Annotated in this window: 17 protein-coding genes and 1 pseudogene; 9 read left to right on the forward strand and 9 right to left on the reverse strand. The window is 66.4% G+C overall.

Annotated elements, in window-relative coordinates; genetic code table 11:
• The first annotated feature begins 271 nt into the window (after window positions 1–271).
• Entirely contained in the window at window positions 272–1099 is an 828-nt protein-coding gene (locus FLM21_RS00980; RefSeq protein WP_148713776.1) for an undecaprenyl-diphosphate phosphatase, read from the forward strand.
• Window positions 1100–1162: 63 nt separating this feature from the next.
• Here the strand turns inward: FLM21_RS00980 and FLM21_RS00985 are convergent, their stop codons facing one another.
• Entirely contained in the window at window positions 1163–2599 is a 1437-nt protein-coding gene (locus FLM21_RS00985; RefSeq protein WP_148713777.1) for an NAD-dependent succinate-semialdehyde dehydrogenase, read from the reverse strand.
• Window positions 2600–2674: 75 nt separating this feature from the next.
• On the opposite strand from FLM21_RS00985, the gene FLM21_RS00990 reads away from it, so the two are divergent.
• Window positions 2675–3058, forward strand: a complete 384-nt coding sequence (locus FLM21_RS00990; protein ID WP_148713778.1) for a YidB family protein — start codon at window positions 2675–2677, stop codon at window positions 3056–3058.
• A 61-nt stretch (window positions 3059–3119) separates the two neighbouring features.
• Here FLM21_RS00990 and FLM21_RS00995 read toward each other — a convergent pair whose 3' ends face one another.
• From FLM21_RS00995 to FLM21_RS01015, 5 genes are read right to left on the reverse strand one after another with little or no spacing between them, the layout of a single operon-like run.
• On the reverse strand, window positions 3120–4439 hold the full coding sequence (locus FLM21_RS00995; protein WP_148713779.1) for an NAD(P)/FAD-dependent oxidoreductase: 1320 nt from the start codon (window positions 4437–4439) through the stop codon (window positions 3120–3122).
• Complete coding sequence (locus tag FLM21_RS01000; RefSeq protein WP_148713780.1) at window positions 4436–5413, reverse strand: lysylphosphatidylglycerol synthase transmembrane domain-containing protein; 978 nt, start codon at window positions 5411–5413, stop codon at window positions 4436–4438. Before FLM21_RS01000 ends, FLM21_RS00995 begins: the two co-directional genes overlap by 4 nt.
• Window positions 5410–6393 carry a glycosyltransferase family 2 protein gene (locus FLM21_RS01005; protein WP_148713781.1) on the reverse strand — a complete coding sequence of 328 codons (984 nt, stop codon included), beginning with the start codon at window positions 6391–6393 and terminating at the stop codon, window positions 5410–5412. Before FLM21_RS01005 ends, FLM21_RS01000 begins: the two co-directional genes overlap by 4 nt.
• Window positions 6390–8414: a DUF2298 domain-containing protein gene (locus tag FLM21_RS01010; RefSeq protein ID WP_148713782.1), complete on the reverse strand. Its 2025-nt coding sequence runs from the start codon at window positions 8412–8414 to the stop codon at window positions 6390–6392. The genes FLM21_RS01005 and FLM21_RS01010 overlap by 4 nt, the downstream gene beginning before the upstream one ends.
• Window positions 8415–8445: 31 nt before the next feature.
• Window positions 8446–10476, reverse strand: coding sequence for a DUF2298 domain-containing protein (locus FLM21_RS01015; RefSeq protein ID WP_148713783.1), 2031 nt, complete (start codon window positions 10474–10476; stop codon window positions 8446–8448).
• Between the two features lie 279 nt (window positions 10477–10755).
• Between FLM21_RS01015 and FLM21_RS21615 the strand changes: the two genes are divergently transcribed.
• The gene (locus FLM21_RS21615; protein ID WP_373281826.1) at window positions 10756–10944 is read left to right on the forward strand and encodes a Fe-S-cluster oxidoreductase; all 189 of its coding nucleotides are present in this window, start codon (window positions 10756–10758) and stop codon (window positions 10942–10944) included.
• Window positions 10945–11051: 107 nt separating this feature from the next.
• On the opposite strand, the pseudogene FLM21_RS21620 reads toward FLM21_RS21615, so the two are convergent.
• Window positions 11052–11384 (reverse strand): annotated as a pseudogene (locus tag FLM21_RS21620) (NUDIX domain-containing protein); the annotation flags it as partial.
• A 137-nt stretch (window positions 11385–11521) separates the two neighbouring features.
• Here FLM21_RS21620 and FLM21_RS01030 point away from each other — a divergent pair.
• From FLM21_RS01030 to FLM21_RS01050, 5 genes are all read left to right on the forward strand, one after another.
• Window positions 11522–12688 carry an imelysin family protein gene (locus tag FLM21_RS01030; protein ID WP_148713784.1) on the forward strand — a complete coding sequence of 389 codons (1167 nt, stop codon included), beginning with the start codon at window positions 11522–11524 and terminating at the stop codon, window positions 12686–12688.
• Window positions 12689–12755: 67 nt separating this feature from the next.
• Entirely contained in the window at window positions 12756–14162 is a 1407-nt protein-coding gene (locus FLM21_RS01035; protein ID WP_148713785.1) for a di-heme oxidoreductase family protein, read from the forward strand.
• Window positions 14163–14220: 58 nt separating this feature from the next.
• On the forward strand, window positions 14221–15225 hold the full coding sequence (locus FLM21_RS01040; RefSeq protein ID WP_148713786.1) for an imelysin family protein: 1005 nt from the start codon (window positions 14221–14223) through the stop codon (window positions 15223–15225).
• Window positions 15226–16281, forward strand: a complete 1056-nt coding sequence (locus FLM21_RS01045) for a DUF1513 domain-containing protein (protein ID WP_148713787.1) — start codon at window positions 15226–15228, stop codon at window positions 16279–16281. It begins immediately after the preceding gene.
• Window positions 16282–16408: 127 nt separating this feature from the next.
• Complete coding sequence (locus FLM21_RS01050; protein ID WP_187360036.1) at window positions 16409–17995, forward strand: sensor domain-containing diguanylate cyclase; 1587 nt, start codon at window positions 16409–16411, stop codon at window positions 17993–17995.
• A gap of 4 nt (window positions 17996–17999) precedes the next feature.
• On the opposite strand, the gene FLM21_RS01055 is transcribed toward FLM21_RS01050, so the two are convergent.
• Entirely contained in the window at window positions 18000–19310 is a 1311-nt protein-coding gene (locus tag FLM21_RS01055) for a hypothetical protein (RefSeq protein ID WP_148713789.1), read from the reverse strand.
• 157 nt (window positions 19311–19467) lie between these two features.
• On the opposite strand from FLM21_RS01055, the gene FLM21_RS01060 reads away from it, so the two are divergent.
• A complete protein-coding gene (locus FLM21_RS01060) occupies window positions 19468–20286 on the forward strand; it encodes a ChaN family lipoprotein (RefSeq protein WP_148713790.1) in 819 nt (272 codons plus the stop codon).
• 4 nt (window positions 20287–20290) lie between these two features.
• On the opposite strand, the gene FLM21_RS21455 is transcribed toward FLM21_RS01060, so the two are convergent.
• Window positions 20291–21616, reverse strand: a complete 1326-nt coding sequence (locus tag FLM21_RS21455) for a methyl-accepting chemotaxis protein (RefSeq protein ID WP_148713791.1) — start codon at window positions 21614–21616, stop codon at window positions 20291–20293.
• Between the last annotated feature and the right edge of the window lie 21 nt (window positions 21617–21637).

A 21637-nucleotide genomic window follows, 5' to 3' on the forward strand; every position in this document is an offset into this window, starting at 1 on the left:
GCGGCGCAAAAAAAAAACCGGGCCATGGGGCCCGGTTATCAGGGAGGAGATGAGCAAAATGCGCGTCGCCACTCGGGGAAAGCAGCGATTGGTTCGCACACGGAAACAGACTTGGGGTTGATGGCTGGAGTTCCCAAGCCGCCCGTGAAAATTCACCGCCTAGCCAGCGACCGGTCAGTGCCCAATGACGGCCTTGCAGCGGGCCGGACACAGCGAAGCGTCATCCGGGACCGCTATAATGCGCGCTTTTCCCAACTTTCCCGGACCTTGCATGGATCTCTTGCTGCTGCTCAAATCGCTTGTCATGGGTCTCGTCGAAGGCGTGACCGAGTTCCTGCCCATCTCCAGCACCGGCCATCTCATTCTCGCCGGCGACCTGATGAACTTCCTGTCCAAGGACAAGCGCGATGTCTACGAGATCTTCATCCAGCTCGGCGCCATGCTGGCGGTGGTCTGGGAATACCGCGCCAAGCTCGGCCGCACGCTGAGCGTGGGCGTACGCCAGGCGGGCAGCGAGCGCAACCTCTTGCTGGCAGTGATCATCGCCTTCATCCCGGCCGCCATCCTCGGCAAGCTCTTCAACGAACCGATCAAGGCGGTGCTGTTCAATCCGGTGCCGGTGGCCATCGCCTTCATCGTCGGCGGCCTCGTCATCCTGTGGGCGGAGAAGCGCCAACACACGGTGACGGTGACCGAGGTGGACGACCTGTCGCTGAAGGATGCGCTCAAGGTCGGCCTGTGCCAGTGTCTGGCGCTGATTCCCGGCACCAGCCGTTCCGGCGCCACCATCATCGGTGGCCTGTTCCTTGGCCTGTCGCGCAAGGCCGCAACCGAGTTCTCGTTCTTCCTCGGCATCCCCACGCTGGGCGCCGCCTCGCTCTACAGCCTGTACAAGCATCGCCATGTGCTGGATGCCGGCGACGCTGGCGTGTTCGCGGTCGGCTTCATTGCGTCCTTCGTGTTTGCCTTCATCGCCATCCGCGCGCTGATCCGCTATGTGGCGAGCCACACCTTCATTCCGTTCGCCTGGTACCGCATCGCCTTCGGCCTGATCGTGCTGATCACGGCCTGGACCGGCATCGTCGACTGGTCGGTCTGATCGGTTCCGCATCAAGCAGACAGGGCTGCCGGTTGCAGCCCTGTTTTCATTGCGGCAATGCATTCACACGCCGAGGCACAGGTACTTCAGTTCCTGGTACTCGGCAAGGCCGTACTTCGAGCCCTCACGGCCAAAGCCGCTCTGCTTCACGCCACCGAATGGCCCGACCTCATTGCTGAAGAGGCCCGTGTTGATGCCGACCATACCGTATTCCAGTGCTTCGGCCACGCGGAACACCCTTGAGAGGTTCTGGCCATAGAAATACGCGGCAAGGCCAAACTCGGTGGCATTGGCCAGCCGCACCGCGTCAAGCTCCGTCTGGAACTTCACCAGGCCCGCCACCGGGCCGAAGGTTTCCTCGCGGCACAGCAACGCACCCTCGGCAACATCGGCGAGCACGGTTGGCGCATACCAGGTACCACCGAGCGCCTTGGCACCGGTCAGCACCCGGGCGCCATTGGCCGTTGCGTCGGCAACGTGCGCTTCGACCTTGGCCAGCGCGTCGGCATCGATCAACGGGCCCTGCTCGATGCCGCTGTCGAGGCCGTTGCCAACCTTCAGCGCAGCGACGCACGCGGTGAGCTTTTCAGCGAACTGGTCGTAGACGGCGGCCTGCACGTAGAAGCGGTTGGCGCAGACGCAGGTCTGGCCGGTATTGCGGAACTTGGCGGCGATCGCGCCTTCCACCGCGGCATCGATGTCGGCATCGTCGAACACGATGAAGGGCGCATTGCCGCCAAGCTCCAGCGACAGTTTCTTCAGCGTTGGCGCGCACTGCGCCATCAGCGTGCGGCCAACCTCGGTCGAGCCGGTGAACGAGAGCTTGCGTACGGCCGGGTTCTCGGCGAGCTCGGCGCCAACCTCGCTGGCGGCGCCTGGCACCACGTTGAACACGCCCGGCGGCAGGCCGGCCTCGATCGCCAGCGCACCAAGTGCCAGCGCGGTCAGTGGCGTCTGGCTGGCGGGCTTAACCACCATGGTGCAGCCGGCGGCGAGCGCGGCGCCAGCCTTGCGCGTGATCATCGCGGCCGGGAAATTCCACGGCGTGATGGCAGCACACACACCGATCGGCTGCTTCAGCACCAGGATGCGCCGGTCGGCCTGCGGGTGTTCCAGCACATCGCCGTTGATGCGACGCGCCTCCTCGGCGAACCAATCGACGAAACCCGCGGCATAGGCGATCTCGCCACGTGCTTCGGCCAGCGGCTTGCCCTGTTCGCGGGTGGGGATCTCGGCGAGTTCGTCCTGATGCGACAACATCAGCTCGTACCAGCGGCGCAGCAGCGCAGCGCGGGACTTGGCCGGTAGCGCACGCCAATCGGGCAGCGCCGCTTCGGCAGCGGCGATGGCAGCCCGGGCTTCGCTGCGCCCGCAACTGGCTACCTCGGCGATCACGCTGCCGGTGGCCGGATCGGTCACGGCGAAGCGCTGCACGGTGGCGGTCCAGCTACCGGCGATCAGCGCATCCCGCTGCAACAGGCTTTGCAAACTGGCGTTCATATCGTGCGCTCTATAGTGAGGGTTCTCGTTCCATCTTGCTGCCGCGGGGCAGCCCCTTCAATCAGGAGTAATCACATGTTCGAGCAACTGGGCAATCTGCTGGGCGGCGGCACCAACGAGGGCTTCGGCGCCGTGGTATCCGACGTGCTGGCGCAGCAGGGCGGCGTAGCCGGCCTCGTCGAGAAATTCCAGCAAGGCGGGCTGGGTGAACTGGTGCAGTCGTGGGTCGGCACCGGCGGCAACCTGCCCGTATCGGCGGACCAGATCCAGTCGGTGCTCGGCAGCGACGCCGTGACCCAGATCGCCGGCAAGCTGGGCATCGATCCGCAACAGGCTTCCGATCTGGTCGCGCAGTACCTGCCCGGCATCGTCGACCAGCTCACCCCCAACGGCGAGCTGCCGGTGGGCGGCGATATGCTGTCGCAGGGCCTCGGCGCACTCGGCAAGCTGTTCGGCTAGCCACAGCCGCCCAATAAAACAAGCCGCCCTTGGGCGGCTTGTTTGCGTTGCAACGGCACGATCAGCCGAGCTTCTCGGCCAGCGCACGACCGAGCTTGCGGCCTTCGCGCACCGCGTAGTTGGTGCCACGATCCTCCGGGTAGATCTGCGCCATCGAGCACAGGTGGAAGCCCGGTTGCGGGCCAGCCTCCGGCGGGATCAGCGTGCTGTAGCGCTTCTCCACCACCGGCTGCGACCAGCGCGCCTTCCACACGTGGTGGCGCTGGATCCAGCTGCGGTCGAGCTTGGGGAACATCTTCTGCAGGTAGGGCAGCGCGAAGTCCAGCACCTCGTCGGCGCTCATCCGGTACAGCGCATCGGTGTGCGGCAGGTACTTGGACAGGTAGACGATATGGCGGCCGCCGTAGGTTTCCGGCTTCTCGAAGTTGGTATGTTCGATCACGCCGACGAAGGGGAAGCTCGGGTCGTTGACGTTGAGCCAGTAGGTATTCGACAGCGAGCGGTCGAGCTCCAGCACCAGGCAGACGTTGGCAAGGTAGTGGATGCGCTCGAGCTTGGCCACGTAGTCAGCCGGCGCCCAGTCCTTGACCATGCCGGCCACCAGCGGCAGCGCGGTGGTGGCGATCACGTGGTCGGCGGTGATGGTGCCGTTCGCGGTATCGATCTGCCACAGCGCGCCGTCCGGGCGGATGGTGCTGACCGGCGTGCCGGTCTCGATGCGGCCGCCCAGCTCGCGCACGCGCGCCGCCAGTGCCTCGGCCAGCGCGACGAAGCCGCCCTTGAAGTAGGCGAGACGTTCCTCGCCGCCCTTGCCGCGTGAACCGCCACGCAGCTTCAGCTTGTTCCAGAACCACACCGCCGAAATCTCTTCGGCCACCGGGCCGAACTTGCCCTTGAGCAGCGGCTCCCACACCACGCGGTAGACGCGCTCGCCGCCGAGCTCCTTCAGCCATTCGGCAGCGGTCTTGTCCTCCAGCTCCATCCAGTGCTCGACCCGGCGCGCGCGCAGCGCCAACAGGCCCAGACGGATACGGTCGGTAAAGGCGAGCGGCGTGAAGTTCAGCAAGTCCCACGGCGTGGAGAGCTTGAAGAAGTGGTTGGCGTAGTAGACGCCGGTATTGGTCGGATTGATCGCAACCCGGTCGTTGAGGCCGAGCTCGTCGATCAGCCGCATCACTTCCAGATCGTTGGTGAACCAGTGGTGGTAGAAGCGATCGAGCTTCTCACCGGCCACGTCGAACGCGGCGGCAAGGCCGCCGATCTCGTGCTCGGCTTCGAGCACGGTGACGGCGATGCCCTGCTTGGCAAGCTCATAGGCGGCGGCAAGGCCGGTGAAGCCGCCGCCGACGACGGCGACGCGGGTGGCGTGGGCAAGGCTCATGACATGGACTCTCTGGGAATTCGGGTACGGGTGGCCAGCAGATAGGCGCCGCCGGCCAACGTCGGCGGCAGCCACAACAGCGCGTGGACCAGCAGGGCGTAGGCCGTCGCCACCACTTGGCCATTGCCGAGCGCAGTCATTGCGCGCACGGTGAAGTAATCGAAGGTGCCGACATAGCCCGGCGTGCTGGGAATCAGCGTGGCCAGCGTGCCCACCGGCAAGGCCAGCCAGCCTGCCAATGGTTCGGCGAGGCCCGGTACGGCCAGCGCGGCGAACCAGAACACGCAGCCTTCGAACAGCCAGGCGGCAATCGACCAGCCAACCAGGCGCGCCATGGTGCTGCCACTGGCGAGGTGGCCCAGCGTGGCCAGGCCGCGGTCGATCTCGGTATTGAGCTTGTCGCCAATGCGCGGCGACACCCTGGCGGCCAGTCGGCCACCCCAGCGTGCCAGCGGCGCGAAGCTTTGCGGGAACAGCAGCACGCCGAGGATGGCGAGGCCCAGCGCGATCAGCATGGCGCTACCGACGCCGGCCAGTGCGCTGGCATCGAGCCCGAAAGCGGCCAGCGCGGCGCCGAACAATACCAGCACCATCAACAGATCCAGCAGGCGCTCCACGAACAACGTCGCCAGCACCGTGCCGGAGGTGGTGCCAAGCCGGCCGTTGAAGGCGAAGGCACGCAGCACGTCGCCCGCGCGGAACGGCAGCACATTGTTGGCGGCAAAGCTTGCCAGCAAGGGCCCGGCACAATCGGACCAGGCGAGCTGTGGGTTGTCGCGGGCCAGCATGGCGCGCCAGCGGGCGATCCGGCAGGCATAGCCGCCACAGAAGGCAACCAGCGCGGCTACGACCCAGCCGGCATCGGTGCCGGCAAAGGCACGGCCAAGTTCGGCCGGATCGATCTGCCGCGCAATCAGCCAGACGAAGGCACAGGCGAGGACCAGCCCGATCGCCGGCTTGAGGTAACGCTTCACTTGCGGTCCACCACCGGGCTGCGCGAGCGGGCCGGGCCTTCATGGTTGGCGTAGCCGATGTATTCCTGCACTACGTAGAGCGGCCGGTGCTTCACCTCGTTGTAGATGCGACCGATGTACTCGCCGAGGATGCCGACGCAGATCAGCTGCACGCCGCCGATGAACAGCACGGCGATCATCAACAGCGTCCAGCCCTCGACGTGGATCTCGGTGAAGAGGCGCATCACCAGCGCATACACGATGCCCGCCAGCGACAGCAGGGCGGCGCTCATGCCGAGGCCGATCGACATCTGCAGGGGCTTGGTCGAGAACGACAGGATGCCGTCGGTGGCGAACTTCAGCATCTTGCGCAGCGGGTACTTCGATTCGCCGGCAAAGCGTTCGGCACGGCGGTACGGCAGGGCCGTCTGCTTGAAGCCGACCCAGCTCACCATGCCGCGCACGAAGCGGTCGCGCTCGGGCATGGCGACGAGGCTGTCGACCACGTGGCGGCTCATCAGGCGGAAGTCGCCGGTATCGAGCGGGATGGGTACGTCGGAGAGCTTGTTCAGCACGCGGTAGAACGCGCGAGCGGTAGCGAGCTTGAACGCCGATTCACCGGGCCGCTCGGTGCGTACGCCGTAGACCACGTCGTAGCCTTCGCGCCACTTGGCGATCATCTGGTGCACCACTTCGGGCGGATCCTGCAGGTCGGCGTCGATCAGCACCACGGCATCGCCACGCGCGGCATCGATACCGGCGGTGACGGCGGTCTGGTGGCCGAAATTGCGGGCGAAGCCAACCACGCGGATGCGCGGATCTTCGTCGGCGAAGCTGCGCAGCAGCGCGCGGGTACGGTCACGGCTGCCGTCGTCGATGAAGATGAGTTCGACGTCGAGATCGGCGAGCTCGCCACAGAAGGCCTTGAGGCGCTTCATGGTTTCACCGATGACTTCTTCCTCGTTGTAACAAGGAACGACGATGGACAGCAGTTGGTTCATGGCTTGATCTCGCGGCGCACCCACAGGCCGGTGAGCGGGTTGTCGCCAAACGGTTTCCAGCTGTAATGGCCGGCGATGGCGTTGTTGATGGTGGCCCAGGACTGCGGGCTGGCGTTGTTGTCCGCCGGCGTCCAGACGATGTAGTCGACCTTGTGCCGGGCCAGCCAGTTGGCCATGTCCGGCATCTCGCCCTTGTAAAACGACTTGAGCAGGTTGGTCTCGCTCCACACCGACGACGGCGCGCCGTGCCACAGGCTGACGTGGTTGACCCAGCCCATCATCGACACCTGCTGGGCAAACATCGCGACCAGCCCCTGGTTGGTGTAGGCGTCGCCCAGCCAGTTCTCCAGCACGATGCCGCGCTCGGCGTGCTTGAGGTAGTTGATCATGTCGCGCAGCGCCGGCTGGTCGCGGATGAACCAGGATTTGCCGTTCAGCTGGCCCATCTCGGTCTTGGGCGTGTGGATCCAGTAGCGCGCCACGTCGTAGGCATAGCTGCATACCAGCAGCAGCGCGATCACCGTGGCCACGCGCACCCAGCGCAGCGTACTCGCCAGTGCCAGCGCACCGCAGGCCAGGAGGCCGCCGCTGTAGAGCCAGCCCCACCACTTCATCGTGGTATTGGTGCGGTCGTATTTGCCGCCGGACGGGTCGTCGACGTACACCAGCTCGGAGATCGCCAGCATGACGAGGAAGGCCACGCCAAAGCAGATCGCCAGCGGCCGGGTCTTCTTGTCGACAACGGCCAGCCCCATCATCACCAGCATCGGCCACCAGAAGATCAGGAAGCGCAACGGTGGGGTATGGTCGCCCATCGGTACCGGCTTGATCGGCGTACTGATTGCCTGCGCGGCCAGCCCCGACAGATACGGATAGACCAGCAGGCCGCCGACGATGGCGCCAGCGAACACGGCTTGCCAATCCGGCGGATTCTTCTGCCACTGTCGCCAGCCGGCCCAGGTCAGCACCAGCAACGCGGCGAAGGGGAAGATCCAGGTATTGGTGATCAGCATCGCCGCTGCGGTGATCGGCAGCAGGAATTGGCCGATGCGCCGGTGATCAGCCTCGTCCTCGCGCGGCGGCGCCTCCACCCAGGCGATCAGCGCCAGCGCCAGGAACAGCAGCAGATAACCCCCGATCGGCGGATGGAAGTCACCGAGGAAGAACTGGTAGCCGAAGTTCTCCATCGGAATGTCGCGCGGCTCCCAATCCGGCGTCGGCTTGGCCTCGGGCGGCGTCTTGGGGAACAGCGCACGCCCGAAATCGGTGTTCACCCACTGGTCGAAGTTGCCGATGAAGCGGGCGCTGCCCCACATGTATTCGGTGGCGGCCCAGGAATCGGGCTTGTCGGCCGGCTGGCCGACAGCGAAGTGGATGATGGGGGTGATGCCGGTACCGCCAAGCGTGATCGCGGCGACCAGCAGCCAGCGCGCCCACACCTTTTCGATGAAACGCCCGGCAAAATACCACGCCAGCGTCAGCGACAAACCCATCACCAGACCGAAAGCGATGTTGTATGCGAACACCGGCTCCCAGCCGAACAACCGCGCCATCAGGGCCGCGCCGTAGTGCATGAAGGCGTAGTAGAAGTCGAACTTGTACGGCGGATACCAGGTGTCGAGCGGCGGCAGCTGCTCGCCCGGCATGTAGTTCAGCATGAAGTAGAGATCGGCCGTGCGCTCACCGGCATTCGGATAGATGCCGGGGAAGCAGTACTTCCAGACGAAGCCGATGGCGAAGCCCACCAGCAGCACCTTTTCCCAGCGCCAGAAGTCCGAGCCCTTCAGCTCCTTGCGACAGATATAGAGCGCCAGGCCCGCCAGCGCGGCGGTGAACGGCCAGGCCCAGGACAGATTGCCGAGGCCGGCGAAGTGTTCGACTGCGCACACGGCCAGCGTAACCAGCAACACGCCGGTGGCGCGGGCGATGGGGAAGGGCAGCCAGCGGCCGACGACGGCGGTGAGGCCGGCGAGGTGCAGCCACAACAGGGCGAGGCTGGCGACGAGGAAAATCAGTTGCATGACGTGTTCTCTTCTAACTCAGCGGCTTGGCTCAGCGGCGTTCCCAGACGCCGAAACTGGCCCCGTTCTCGTCGGCCAGCGGATGCCAGACATAGCTGGCAGCCAGTTGTTGTTGCAGGGTGGCGAAGGCGGCTGGGTCACGCTGCTGGTCCCAGCGGGCCCAGACCACGTAGCGCACGTTGCGCGCCAGCAGCCACTCCACCGGATTGGCGAGCTGTGCGTGGTAGAGCTGGCGCACTGCGTCGGCATCGGCACGGATGGTGTACGGATCGCCGCGCCACAAGCCTTCGTGCGCCGGCCAGCCGTTCATGGCCGGTTGCGCCGCATGCAGCGCAAAGGCCGAGGTATTGACGTAGGAACCGCCGTCCAGCCCTTCCACCACGATGCCGCGCTCGGCCGAGCGCAGGTATTCGAGGATGCGGCGGTGCACGCCGTCATTCATCAGCCAGCCATCACCCGCCAGCTTGCCGGCTTCCGGCTTGGGCTGGGTGGCGAGGTACTGGACCTGCGGCCAGAGGAAGGCAAGGCAGCCCGCCAGCGGCAACGCCGCCAGCCAGCGCCAGGCGCGGCGCTCGGCGCCCACCAGCGGCGCGGAAAGCAGCGCAAGGCCGGCCGGGAACAGCCAGGACCACCACTTCAGCGTGGTGTTGAAGCGGTTGTAGCGATCACCGATCGGATCGTCGACGTAGAACACCTCGCTGATCACCAGCGCCAGCACCATGCCGCCAGCGACCCAGGCGCCGAAACGTGCCGACGGGCTGTCCTCGCCAAAGCGGCGCGCCAGACTAAGCACCACCAGCCACAGGATGGGCCACCAGATCGCCAGCCACTGCGCCGCCGGCGTGTGGTCGATGGCGGTGACAACGCGAATCGGCAACGACAGGCCACTGCCGGTGAAATACACCAGGAACGGGTAGATCAGCGCCACGCCGGTGCCAGCGCCGACCAGCAGCGCCTTCCACGAGAACGGCTGCTTCTGCGCATAGCGCCACAGCACCCAGCCGGCGATCAGCGCCAGCTGCAGCGGGAACACCCAGGCATTGGCGGCGATGGTAACCGGCAGCGACACACCGAGCAGGAACTGCAAGCGGTCGAGCGTCGCCGCCTCGGCATCGGCGCATTCGCGGTTCTGCGGCGGGCACCCAGTCTGCAGCCGCGCGATCAGCGCCAGTGCGAAGAACAGCAGCACGAAGCCGGCCAGCGGCGGGTGCAGGTCACCCAGATAGATGTAGTAGCCGGTGTTCTCCAGCGGCAGGTCGCGCGGACCATAGGGCTGCTGCTGCAATTCGGGCGGGCCGCTGTTGAACAGCTGGCGGCCCCAATCGGCGGTGATGCTCTGGTCGAAGGTACCGGTGAAGCGGGTGCTGGCCCACAGCCGGGTCGTCGCATTGCCGGCATCGTACGGCCCTTGGAACAGCGCCGGCAGCAGCGGCGCCAGGCCATTGCCACCGACGATCACTGCCGCGACGATGACGGCGCGCCAGCGTGGGCTGGCCACCCAGCGCGATGCCATCGACCAGGCGAGACTGCCCATCAGGCCGATCACCACGCAGAACGCGAGGTTCATGCTCCAGCCAGCCGACAGGTCGAACAGCCGGCCCATCAGCGCAGCAGCGTAGTGCAGCAGCGCGTAGTAGCTGTCGAACAGCTGGCCGGGCAGCCATTGATCCGGCGGCGGCAGCGTGGCGCCGTCGATGTAGTTGCGGATGAAATAGAGGTTGGTGATCTTCTCGGCCGAGGCATCAAGATTGGGCCAGAGAAAGCGCCACAGCAGCGCCCAGCCGAACGGCACGATGAAGGGCAGCTCGCCCAGCCAGAACGCCTTGTTCGCCAGATCGCGCCGCAGGATGAATACCGAGGCAGCGAAGGTGATCGGCCATAGCCAGGACAGCCGGCCAAGGCCGACGAAATGCTCGACGCAGAACAACACCAGCACGATGCCGAGCAGGCTGCTCGCGCGCACGATGTGGCGGTCGATCCAGTTGCTTTTCACCACCTGGCCCAACGCGGCCAGATGCACGAGCAGCAACAGCACCGTCAATGCGGTGAAGATCATGCTCATAGGGGCTCCTCCATCGACCGGCAGTGTACCGGTCGCGTGGCGCCCCGTGTCGGGGCGCTCTTGTTGTAATGAACGAGCTTACTACAAGCGCCGCTTTTTGCGCAGCAGGCGGCACTGCTGAAACCCTTTGCAGTTCACAGCGGCCGCACCGTTCATACCTGCATGTTTGGCCGTCCGGCGGGAAGCGGCGACAATGCCGCGATGTCGTCCGCCGCATCCTGCCGCAGTGGCTGTGCCGCCTGTTGCATCGCTCCATCGATTTCCAGCGCCATTCCAGGCATGCCGCACGGCAAGCCCGCTGGTGTGCCATGCGTGCAACTGGACGAAGCCTGGCGCTGCAAGCTGTTCGGCCGGCCGGAGCGCCCTGCCGTGTGCGGCGGGTTGCAGCCTGCGCTCGACATGTGCGGCGCCGACCGCGCCGGCGCCATCGCCTGGCTCACCCGGCTGGAGCAGGCCACCGCGCCGTGAGCGGGCGGTGTGAGAACCCGGCAATCGCACTCTGCCAGCCGCACGCGCAAGGCATGCAGGGCGCCGGCGAACAGCGGATGCCCATCATCATCAGGCTCAGCGGCGAGCGGGTGCCAGAAGAAGGCGAATTCATGCCCGCCGTCGTCGCTCGTGTAGTGGCGCCACTGTGCCGACAGCGCATCCGCCACCGTCACTCGCTGGAACGACCAGACCTGCCCCTGCCAGCCGCTATCCCAGATTCCCAGCGGTCGCGCCGGTGTCACGGCCGTGAGCCCCGCTTCCTCGGCGAGCTCCCGCAGCGCGGCCGCTTCCGCGGCCTCCCCTGGTTCCAGCGTGCCCTTCACCAGTTGAACGCCCGCCAATGGATGGCGAAATACCAGCAGCTCGTACCCGCCAGGCGCTTCACGCAGCACCACCGGGCATGCCTTGTTCACCACCATGCACTGCGCCCCTCTTTCAACGGATCAATTCTTGCCGACAGCCGGCCGTTGCCCGGCGCCCAATTTCTTGAAACAAGAAACATTATCAATTAAGGTGTGGGCCGTTCATGCATTCGACCAAACACAGGGAACCGTCGATGTCTTTCGCCTCCACCTCGCTGCGCGCGCTGGCCGTTTTTGCCGCCACCGCCGTCGTCGTCTCCGCCCCGGCTCGCGCTGCTGAAGTCAGCCAGCGCGCCGTGCTCGACAACTACGCCAACATCGTTGCTGCCAACTACGACGACAGCGTCGCTGGCGCCAAGGCGCTGCAGGCCGCGGTGAACGAGTTCATCGCCGCGCCGTCGGAAGCGGACCTCGCCAAGGCGCGCAAGGAATGGCTGGCTGCGCGCGAATGGTATGGCCAGACGGAAGCCTTCCGTTTCTACGGCGGCCCGATCGACGACGAGAACGGTCCGGAAGGCCTGATCAACGCCTGGCCGCTCGACGAAGCCTATATCGACTATGTCGAAGGCAAGGCCAAGGCCGGCATCATCAACAACGCCAAGGCCAAGATCACCGCCAAGAACCTGCGCGCGCTGAACGAGCGCGGCGGCGAGGAAAACATCGCCACCGGCTGGCACGCCATCGAGTTCCTGCTGTGGGGCCAGGATCTGAACGAAAACGGCCCAGGTGACCGCAAGTTCACCGACTACGTCGACGGCAAGGCACCGAACGCCGATCGCCGTCGCCTCTACCTGAAGACCGTGACCGACATGCTGGTGGCCGATCTGGAATCGGTTGCCAAGCAATGGGCGCCGAACGCCAAGAACTATCGTGCCAAGTTCGTGGCCGGCGGCAACGACAGCGTGAAGAAGATCCTCACCGGCATCGGCACGCTGAGCCGTGGCGAGCTGGCCGGCGAGCGCATCGAAGTGGCGCTTGATACCCAGGCCCAGGAAGACGAGCACTCGTGCTTCGCCGACAACACCCATCGCGATATCGTGACCAATGCCCAGGGCATCCAGAACGTGTGGGAAGGCCGCTACAAGGGCCGTGACGGCAAGGTGGTCGAGGGTGCCAGCCTGAAGGCCCTGGTTGCCCAGAAAAACGCCAAGCTGGCCGATACCACCAGCGCCAGCATCGCCAATACCGTGAAGCTGACCGAAGCGATCAAGGCACCGTTCGATCGCGAGATCATCGGCGACGCCAAGGCGCCGGGCCGCCAGCGCGTGCAGGCCGTGGTCGAGGCACTGAAGAAGCAGGCCGCCAACCTCGTCGAATCGGCTCAGGCGCTCGGCATCAAGCGTCTGAATACCGCCGTATAATCGCAGACTGACCCCGCGCACGCGGCCCCGCCACAAGCGGGGCCGTAGCCATTTGCAAGATACGACCATGCGTTACAAGCTGTTGATCCCCGCCGTGCTGGTTGCCGGCACCGTGCTCGCCGCCGTCAGCGGCAAGCTGGCCCGATTCGAGGCCGGTGAAGACCTTCCGGGTGGCGTGGCCGCCACCATCGACGACCATGGCAAGAATGCGTTCTCGCTGCCGGCGCCGGCGCTGTCCGATGCGCAGAAGACCGATTTCGTCGTCGGCAATTCCTTCTTCAAGAAGGCCTGGGTCGAGGCGCCGTCATCCACCGCCGCACGCGATGGCCTGGGGCCCCATTTCATCGCCCGCTCCTGCGGCGCCTGCCACACGCTCGATGGCCGTGGCGCGCCGCCCACCATCACCCGCGGCGTGCAGGACGAGCAGCCGATGGCGCTGCTGATCCGCCTGTCCATCCCCGGCACCGATGCCCATGGTGGCCCGGCACCCGAACCGACCTATGGCGGCCAGTTCAACAACGACGCCATTCCGGACGTGAAGCCGGAAGGCAAGGTGCAGATCCGCTACCGCGAGCTGCCCGGCAAGTTCGCCGACGGCACCCGCTACAGCCTGCGCGCGCCGACCTACACATTCACCGAGCTGGGCTATGGCCCGATGCACCCGGATGTGCAGTTGTCGCCGCGCATCGCGCCGCACATGATCGGCCTCGGCCTGATCGAGGCAATCAAGCTGGAGGACGTGCAGGCCAATGCCGCGCGCCAGGCAGCCGAGAACAAGGGCATCAAGGGGGAGCCCAACTGGGTGTGGGATGCCTACGCGCAGAAGACGGTGCTGGGCCGCTACGGCTGGAAGGGCAACGTCGGCACGGTGGCGCACCAGGCGGCCGGCGCCTTCGTCGGCGATATCGGCATCACTTCCAAGCATTTCCCCAACGAGGAATGCACGGCGGCGCAGAAGGATTGCCTGGCCTCGCCCACCGGCGGCAAGCCGGAAATCGACGAGCGCAAGATGGACCAGGTCATTCTCTACAGCCAGGCACTGGCGGTGCCGAGCCGGCGCAATCCCAAGGATCCCGCCGTGCTGCGCGGCAAGCAGGTGTTCGCCGATGCCAATTGCGTCAGCTGCCATGTGCCGAGCTACACCACCGGCACGCATCCGACGCTGCCCAAGCTGTCCAACCAGAAGATCTGGCCATATACCGACCTGCTGCTGCACGACATGGGCGAGGGCCTGGCGGACAATCGCCCCGACTTCAAGGCGGGCGGCCGGCAATGGAAGACGCCGCCGCTGTGGGGGCTTGGGCTGATCCCGGCGGTGAACGGCCACAGCTACTACCTGCACGATGGCCGCGCCCGCAACCTGATGGAAGCGGTGCTGTGGCATGGCGGCGAAGCCGAAGCCAGCAAGCAGTACGTGCTCAAGTTGAACAAGCAGGACCGGGACAACCTGGTGCGCTTCCTGCAATCGCTGTAACGGCGTGGGGCCCGGCCCCGTGCCCAACCCGCGATCTGCGGATCGCCAAGGAGACCTGATGAACGCCACCGTGCGTATCCTCGCCCTGCTGGCCGTGGCCGGCCTCGCTCACGCCGAGGCCCCGGTACCCGACGCCGGCTTTGCCACTCGCTGGGTGCAACAGGCCTACATCGGCCGCCACCAGGCGCTGGCGCAGGCCGTCGATGGCTTTGCCGCCGCCAGCCGCAGCTTCTGCGCCAAGCCCGGTGCCGACACGCTCACGGCTACCCGCAGCAGCTGGCAGGGCGCGATGCTGGCCTGGCGCAACATGGACGGCGCCACCGGCGGCCCCATCGTGCTGGAGCGCACCGGCCGCATGATCGATTTCCGCCCCACCCGGGTGAAGGACATCGAGAAGCGCATCGCCGCCGGCGACGGCATCGATCCACACAATGTCTCGGTACGCGGCCTCTCCGCTGCCGAATACCTGCTGTACGGCGAGGCCGAGCCGGCGGCACAACTGGCCAAGCTCAAGACCAAGGCGCGCTGCGCCTACCTCGTCGGTAGCGCCGAGCGTGCCGCCGAGGATGTGCACCAGCTCGATGCGGGCTGGCAGCTCTATGTGGAGCAACTGGGCGGCGAAGCCGAATTCTTCCGCAAGAACCTGCTGCCGGAGACCATCGGCCTGATGCTGTCCGGGCTGGAAGGCGCGATCCGCCGACTGCCGCGGGTGGAAGAAGCCGAGCCCTCCGCCTGGCCGGACTGGCGCAGCAATCTGTCCAAGGCAGCGCTGACCGCGCAGCTCGATGGCTTCACCACCGCCTACTTCGGCCCCAAGGGCGATGCCGGCCTCGCCAGCTTCGTCGCGGCGCAAGGCCATGCGGCAGTCAATGCCAAGCTGAAGACCCAACTCGATGCCGCCCGCGCCGCCATCGCCAAGCTCAACGCCGACCAGGCCAGGCAAAGCGAGGCACAGCAGACCGCCGTGCGCACCAGCCTTTCCGCACTGAAGCAGACCGTGGCTGGTGATCTCGCGACCGCGCTCGATATCGTGCTGGGCTTCAACGATTCGGACGGCGACTGAGTGATCGCCAGCGGGCTATCGCGTCGCCACTTCCTCGCCGCGTTGGGCATGCTGGCGCTGCCTTTGCCAGCGCTGGCCGGGCAACCCGCGCGCACATTGCTGGCCGCTGCGGCCGACACGGACGGTCCGTTCTTCAGCGCAGTGGACGGCAAGCCGATACGGCTGCCCACGCGCGGCCACGGCATGCTGCCCATCCCGGGCAGCGACGAGCTGATCCTGGTGGCGCGCCGCGCCGGCTTCTGGCTGTCGCGCATCAACTGGCGCAGTGGCGAGGAAATCCGCCGCATTGCACCCGAACCGGGCCGCCATTTCTATGGCCACGCCATCCTCAGCCCGGACGGCAAGACGCTCTACACCACCGAGAACGACATCGCGCGTGGCCAGGGCATGGTCGGCGTCTACGACGCGAGCACGCTCACGCGGCTGGCCGAGTTTCCCAGCCACGGCATCGGCCCGCACGAGCTCTACTGGCTGGTGCCGGGCAAGACGCTGGCCGTGGCCAACGGCGGCATCCTGACACTGCCGCAGTCCGGGCGCGACAAGCTCAATCTCGCCACCATGGAACCCTCGGTGGTCATTCTCGACCTGCCGTCGGGCCGGCTGCTGGAACGGCATGCGCTGCCCGAGCGCAGCTACAGCCTGCGCCATATCGCCCGCACTGCGGACGGCGCGCTGGGCATCGCCATCCAGGCCGAATCGCCGGACGGCCGCGACGTGATGGATACACCGCTGCTGGCCATCCTGCAGGGCGGTAAGTTGACGCTGGCCGAGCACCTGCCCGGCTGGGGCGGCTATGCGGCCAGCGTGGCAGCGGCCGGCAATGTGTTCATCGCCACCGCGCTGCAGGGCGATGCCGTCCTGCTGTGGGACAGCCGTGGCGCGTTCCTTGGCGAGATCGGCATGCAGCGCCCGGCCGGCATCGCGGTCGACGGCGCGCGTATCTACGTGTCCAACGAGATGGGCGTGATCGCCGAGCTGGATCTGGCCCGGCGCAGCCTCAGCCCGCTGGTCACGCAGGCCGGCATCAAGTGGGACAACCACCTCGCCATCGTCTGAGCAGTCGGCACAGGCTCTCAGATCGCCTCAATTGCCAAAGCTGATCCGGGGCAAGCCAAGGCGGACCGGCTGACCCTACACTGCAGCTGGATAGATGCCGACGGCCATGCCGGCAGCAGGGGGCGCAATGCAAACCACAACCGGACGTACGCTGGCGGCGATTGAGCCGACCCGGGGCATACGCCGCGCGGCCGTGCTCGCCTGCACCGCGCTGCTGCTGATCGGCGTGCTCGGCAGCTATCATCGCTACCGGCAGAACCTCGATACCGAAACCCGGCAGCTGGTGCAGGAAGCCGGCGAGGTCGCCGCAGCGCTCGACCACCAGCTCGACCTCTACCGCTTCAGCATCGATGCGCTGGCGCTGGACGCGGCCGACATGCTGGGCGGGCTGTATACGCTGAACATCGATATCACCGACCAGCTGCTACAGGAGCACGCCCGCGGCGGCTACTACCTGGGCGACCTGCCCGGTGCCTGGAACCGGGATATCGGCGAGCTGACCGGCTTGGGGCCACTGCCCGAGCCCGGCTCGCAGGCAGCGCGGGAAATGGACATGGCCCTCGGCCTCACCCCCTTGTTCCAGGCCATCCGCAACCGCGATCCCTCGCTGCCGTGGATCTACTACGTGTCTGCGCAGCAGTTCGTCTACATCTACCCGCCGCCACGCGAACAGGGGCGTGACTTCTTCTTCTCGGACCAGGTCAAGCAACTGGCAGGGCCGGCGCTGAACCCGGAGCGGCGCACCCGCTGGACCGCGGCCTACCGCGACCTGGTGACACAGGCACCGATGGTCACGCTGAGCCGGCCGGTGTACGAAGGCGACAGCTATCGCGGCACGCTGGGCCTCGATATCCAGCTGCAATCGCTGATACAGCGCCTGCGCGCCCGGCCGGTGCCGCATGCATCGCTGCAGCTGCTCACCCGCGACGGGCGCGACCTGCTCGGTGATCGCGCTAGCACCGTGCCCAAGGCAGTGGTCAGCGCGCGGCCGGGCCAGGTGCTGAGCCACGATGGCGACAGCTATGCGGCGTTTCCGCTGCGCGCGGCCGATTGGGTGCTGGTCGCCAGGGCGCCGCGTGACGCGCTGGCGTGGGAGGCGCTGAAGGCCACGTCGCTGATGGCCGGCGCGGTCCTGGCGGTGCTGTGCTGCCTGCTGCTGATGGTGTTACTGGGCCGCAGCATGCAGCAGGTGCAGCGCATGGCGATCAAGGATGCACTGACCGGGCTTTACAACCGCCGCCATTTCGATGAGGTGGCGCGGCTGGAATTCGCCCACCGACGCCGCAATGGCGGCTGGCTGGGCCTCGCCATCGTCGACATCGATTACTTCAAGAAATACAACGACCACTACGGCCACCAGGAGGGCGACCGCGTCCTGGCACGGGTGGCCCAGGCGCTGCGCAGTACGCTGCAGCGTGAGACCGATGGCGTGTTCCGCGTCGGCGGTGAGGAATTTGCCGTGCTGGTGAAGCTGGGTGACCCGGCCGACATGGCATTGCTGCTGGAGCGGCTCTGCCAGGCGATACGCGATCTGGCTACGCCGCATGTACAGAGCGACTGGCAACGGGTAACGCTGTCGCTCGGGGCCACGGTGATCGGCGGTGACGACACCACCGATGTCGACACCGCCTACCGCCAGGCCGACGCCGCGCTATACCGGGCCAAGCAAGGTGGCCGCAATCGCTATGCGCTGGAGGCGTACGCAGAACGGTGACGACTCAGAGCCGGTACAGCGCCTTGATCAGGTCGAGCGCGGCCTGCTCCTCGCGGCTGATCTTGCCGAACAGCCCGCCGGAGGCACTGGCCGCGGCGTGGCCAAGGTTGTACAGCTGCTGCTTGCTGTAGCGCGCCTGTACATTGTCCAGCTGCGCATCGAGGATGCTGCCGACCGCGCCGATGAACGCCGCCAGCTGCTCCAGCGGCTCGCCGTCGCCGGTCTGCAGCGCATCGGCCACCTGTTGCAGGTATTGCTCCGGTGCTTGCTGCACCAGCGGCAGAATATCGCGCACCGCCACACCGAACGGATTGTCGATGGCGGCGAGGCGCTGGATTTCCCGCTGCAGGCTCTGCCGCTCCTTGTCGTCGATCCGCCCGTCGACGCCAGCCACCAGCAGGAAGATCAGGCCGGGGGCGTGCTGTAGCAACCACTGCTCAGCCTGTGCGTTGTCGCTTGCTGGCGGTCCGCCTGCCTCGACCACCAGGTGTGGCCGGGCCGCCTCCAGCAGGCTGGCCCAGGCTGCCATGTCGAGGGCAGGGCAGTCGAGCAGGTCCTCGGAAATCCATTCGGCGCGCTCGCCCAGCAAGGCAACCAGCCGCTCGAACGGCAGCAGTGCCAGCCCGTCGTCGTCCCCCTGGTAGAGCGCGACCAGCTCGGCCCGCTCCCACAGCAGGCTGCGCGTTTCCGGTGCGTAGGTAGTGATGCGCTGCGCCACGCCCTCGCGTTCCACCACCATCACCTGGGGCTGGAACAGCCCGGCTTCCTCCGGATAGTTGAAGCGCTGGATCTTGTCGAACCAGCGATGGGCAATGCGCTTGGGCTCGCGCAGCAGGTCGGCGCGCAAGCGCGGCCCGGCATGCAGCGTGCGATCGAGCGTGGTGAGCTGGATGCTGGGATGCTCGCCGCGCAGGTACTGGCTCAGCACCATTTTCAGCGTGCTGCTGGCATGGCCCTTGGCCCATTCGGCATCGTACTTGGCACGAAAATCCGCCAGCGCCAGCGGTTCATCGTCCTCCGGCGCGATGGCGCTGCCGGCCAGATGGGCAAAGCCCATCGCAAAGCGCAGCGCCAGGATGTAGTCGGCCGGCGACGAGCCCGCCAGGATGCGCACGCGAACCTGCCCTTCGTCATATTCGATCTCGGTGCTGCGTGCCGACGCGCCCGGCCGGTGCCAGTGGCTGATGCCGGCCGGCCACGGTCCGGCGGCCGGGAAATCGGCTTCCAGCGCAGCAAGTCCCTCGACCAGGATCACGCCGAGCAGCGCCTCCACAGCAGGTGGCTGGGCGAGCTGGACGTACAGGCTGTGGCTCATCGAGGCGGCTCTCCAGTATGCGGGGGTATCGGGCGACTCCATGCTGGAGCAGCCTGGCGGCGGCGGCAAGGCGGGCAGGCCGACCTGTCGCGGCGCGCGTGAAACCGGCGGATGTGCGGTGATAGAATATTGAGATCAATTCTCGTTACCAAGAATCATGTCCCTGTTTTCCCGTGCCTCCCTGCTGCTTGCCATGACCTGCACCCTCGCCGGCTGCGCCACCTCGGTCCCGCCACAAGCTGGTCCTACCGTGCTACTGCTCGGTGAAGTCCACGACAATGCCGACGGCCATGCCCGGCGCTATGCCCAGCTGCAGCAGCGAGTCGAGGCCGGTTGGCGGCCGGTGATCGCGATGGAGCAGTTTGATCGTGAACGGCAGGCCGAGCTCGATGCCGCACTCGAATCCTGCACCGATGCCGATTGCGTGATCGCCGCCGCCACGCCGGCCAAGACCAGTTGGCAATGGCCGCTCTACAAGCCGGTGATCACGCTGGCGCTGCAGCACAAGCTGCCGCTCGCCGCGGCCAACCTGTCGCGCGCCGACGGGGCCAAGGTGGTACGCGAAGGCTTTGCCAGCGTGTTCGATGCCGCAACGCTCGCCCGCTACCGGCTGGACCAGCCACTGCCCGAGGCCCTGATGCGTGGCCAGGAGCATGAAGTCGATGTCGGCCATTGCGGCCAGCTGCCGCCTGCCATGCTGCCAGGCATGGCGAGGGCGCAGATCGCGCGTGATGTGTGGATGGCCAAGGTGCTCGAGGATCACGCAGCGCAAGGCGTGGTGCTGCTCGCCGGCAACGGCCATGTAAGGCGCGATCTGGGCGTACCGCAGTGGTTGACGCTGCCGGCTGGCCGCGTTGAGAGCGTGGGCTTCGTCGAGCGTCAGCCCGAAGCCGGCAGCTACGACCGCGTCGTCACCATTGCATCGCGGGCCGATCGGCCGGACCCGTGCGCCGGGCTGACGATGCCGCAGAAGTAGCGCCTCAGCGCACCTTGAGGCTGGCCACGGCGGAGAAGGTGTTGATCACCTCGCGCACTTGGCGGCTGGCATCGCGGATGCGGTCGATCGCGGCGCCGGCATCGTTGGCGTATTCCACGCCCTGCTCGGCTTGCTGCAGCATCTGGTTCACGCCGACGATGGCTGAACTCGTGCCGTCGCGGATCAGATCAATCATCGATGCGATTTCGCGGGTGGAACTCGAGGTGCGCTCGGCCAGCTTGCGTACTTCGTCGGCCACGACCGCGAAGCCGCGGCCCTGTTCACCGGCCCGGGCCGCCTCGATGGCGGCGTTGAGCGCCAGCAGATTGGTCTGGTCGGCAATCTCGCGGATGGTGGCGACGATGGACGAGATACTGGAAGAGCGCCCGCCCAGCTCCTCGATCAGCTGCGACGAGGTGCGCGCGCTGGCAGCGATGTTGCGCATCTCGGAGGCCGCAGTCTCGATAACATGCGCACCCTGCTGCGACACCTGGTCGGTCTGCTCGGACAGCGTATAGGCCTCCTTCACGTGCTGCAGGTCGTTCTGGATACCCAGTTCGCGCTGTGTCACGTCGCGCGCGAACTTGATCACCTTGTAGACCTTGCCCTCGCCATCGATGATCGGGTTGTACGACGCCTCCAGCCACACCGTGCCACCGTTGGCGCCGCGTCGCTCGAACAGGCCGGTGACGAATTCGCCAGCGTTGAGCCTGCGCCAGAAGGCCGCATACTCGGCACTCGCCGCGTAACCGGGATCGCAGAACAGCCGGTGATGCTTGCCGCGGATCTCGTCCAGCCGGTAGCCTATGGTGCGCAGGAAATTGTCGTTGGCGGTGAGGATGGTGCCGTCGGGCGCGAACTCGATCACCGCCAGCGCACGGTTGATCGCCTTGATCTTGTTGGCCTGCTCCTCAGCCTGCACCACATGGGCCGTGATGTCCTGGGCGAACTTCACCACCCGCGCCAGCTGGCCGGCCGCATCGTAGACCGGGTTGTACGAAGCTTCCAGCCAGATCACCGAGCCATCCTTCTTCACCCGCTTGAACTCGCCGGACACATACTCGCCCTGCTGCAGCTTGCGCCAGAACGCGCTGTATTCCTGGCTGCCGGCATAGTCGGGCTGGCAGAACATGCGATGGTGCTGGCCAGCGATCTCGGCCAGCGTATAGCCGATGGTGCGCAGGAAATTGGCATTGGCGGTGAGCACCGTACCATCCGGCCGGAACTCGATGATGGCCATCGAGCGATCCAGCGCGTCGAGCACGCCTTGCTGTATGGCCAGCTGCTGCTGCGCGTTGGCAAGTTGGTGCTGGGTCTGGCGGTTGAACATGGTTGATCGTCTCCACGAAAG

It is taken from the genome of Chitinolyticbacter meiyuanensis (genome assembly GCF_008033135.1).
In the GTDB taxonomy this organism is placed as follows: Bacteria; Pseudomonadota; Gammaproteobacteria; order Burkholderiales; family Chitinibacteraceae; genus Chitinolyticbacter; species Chitinolyticbacter meiyuanensis.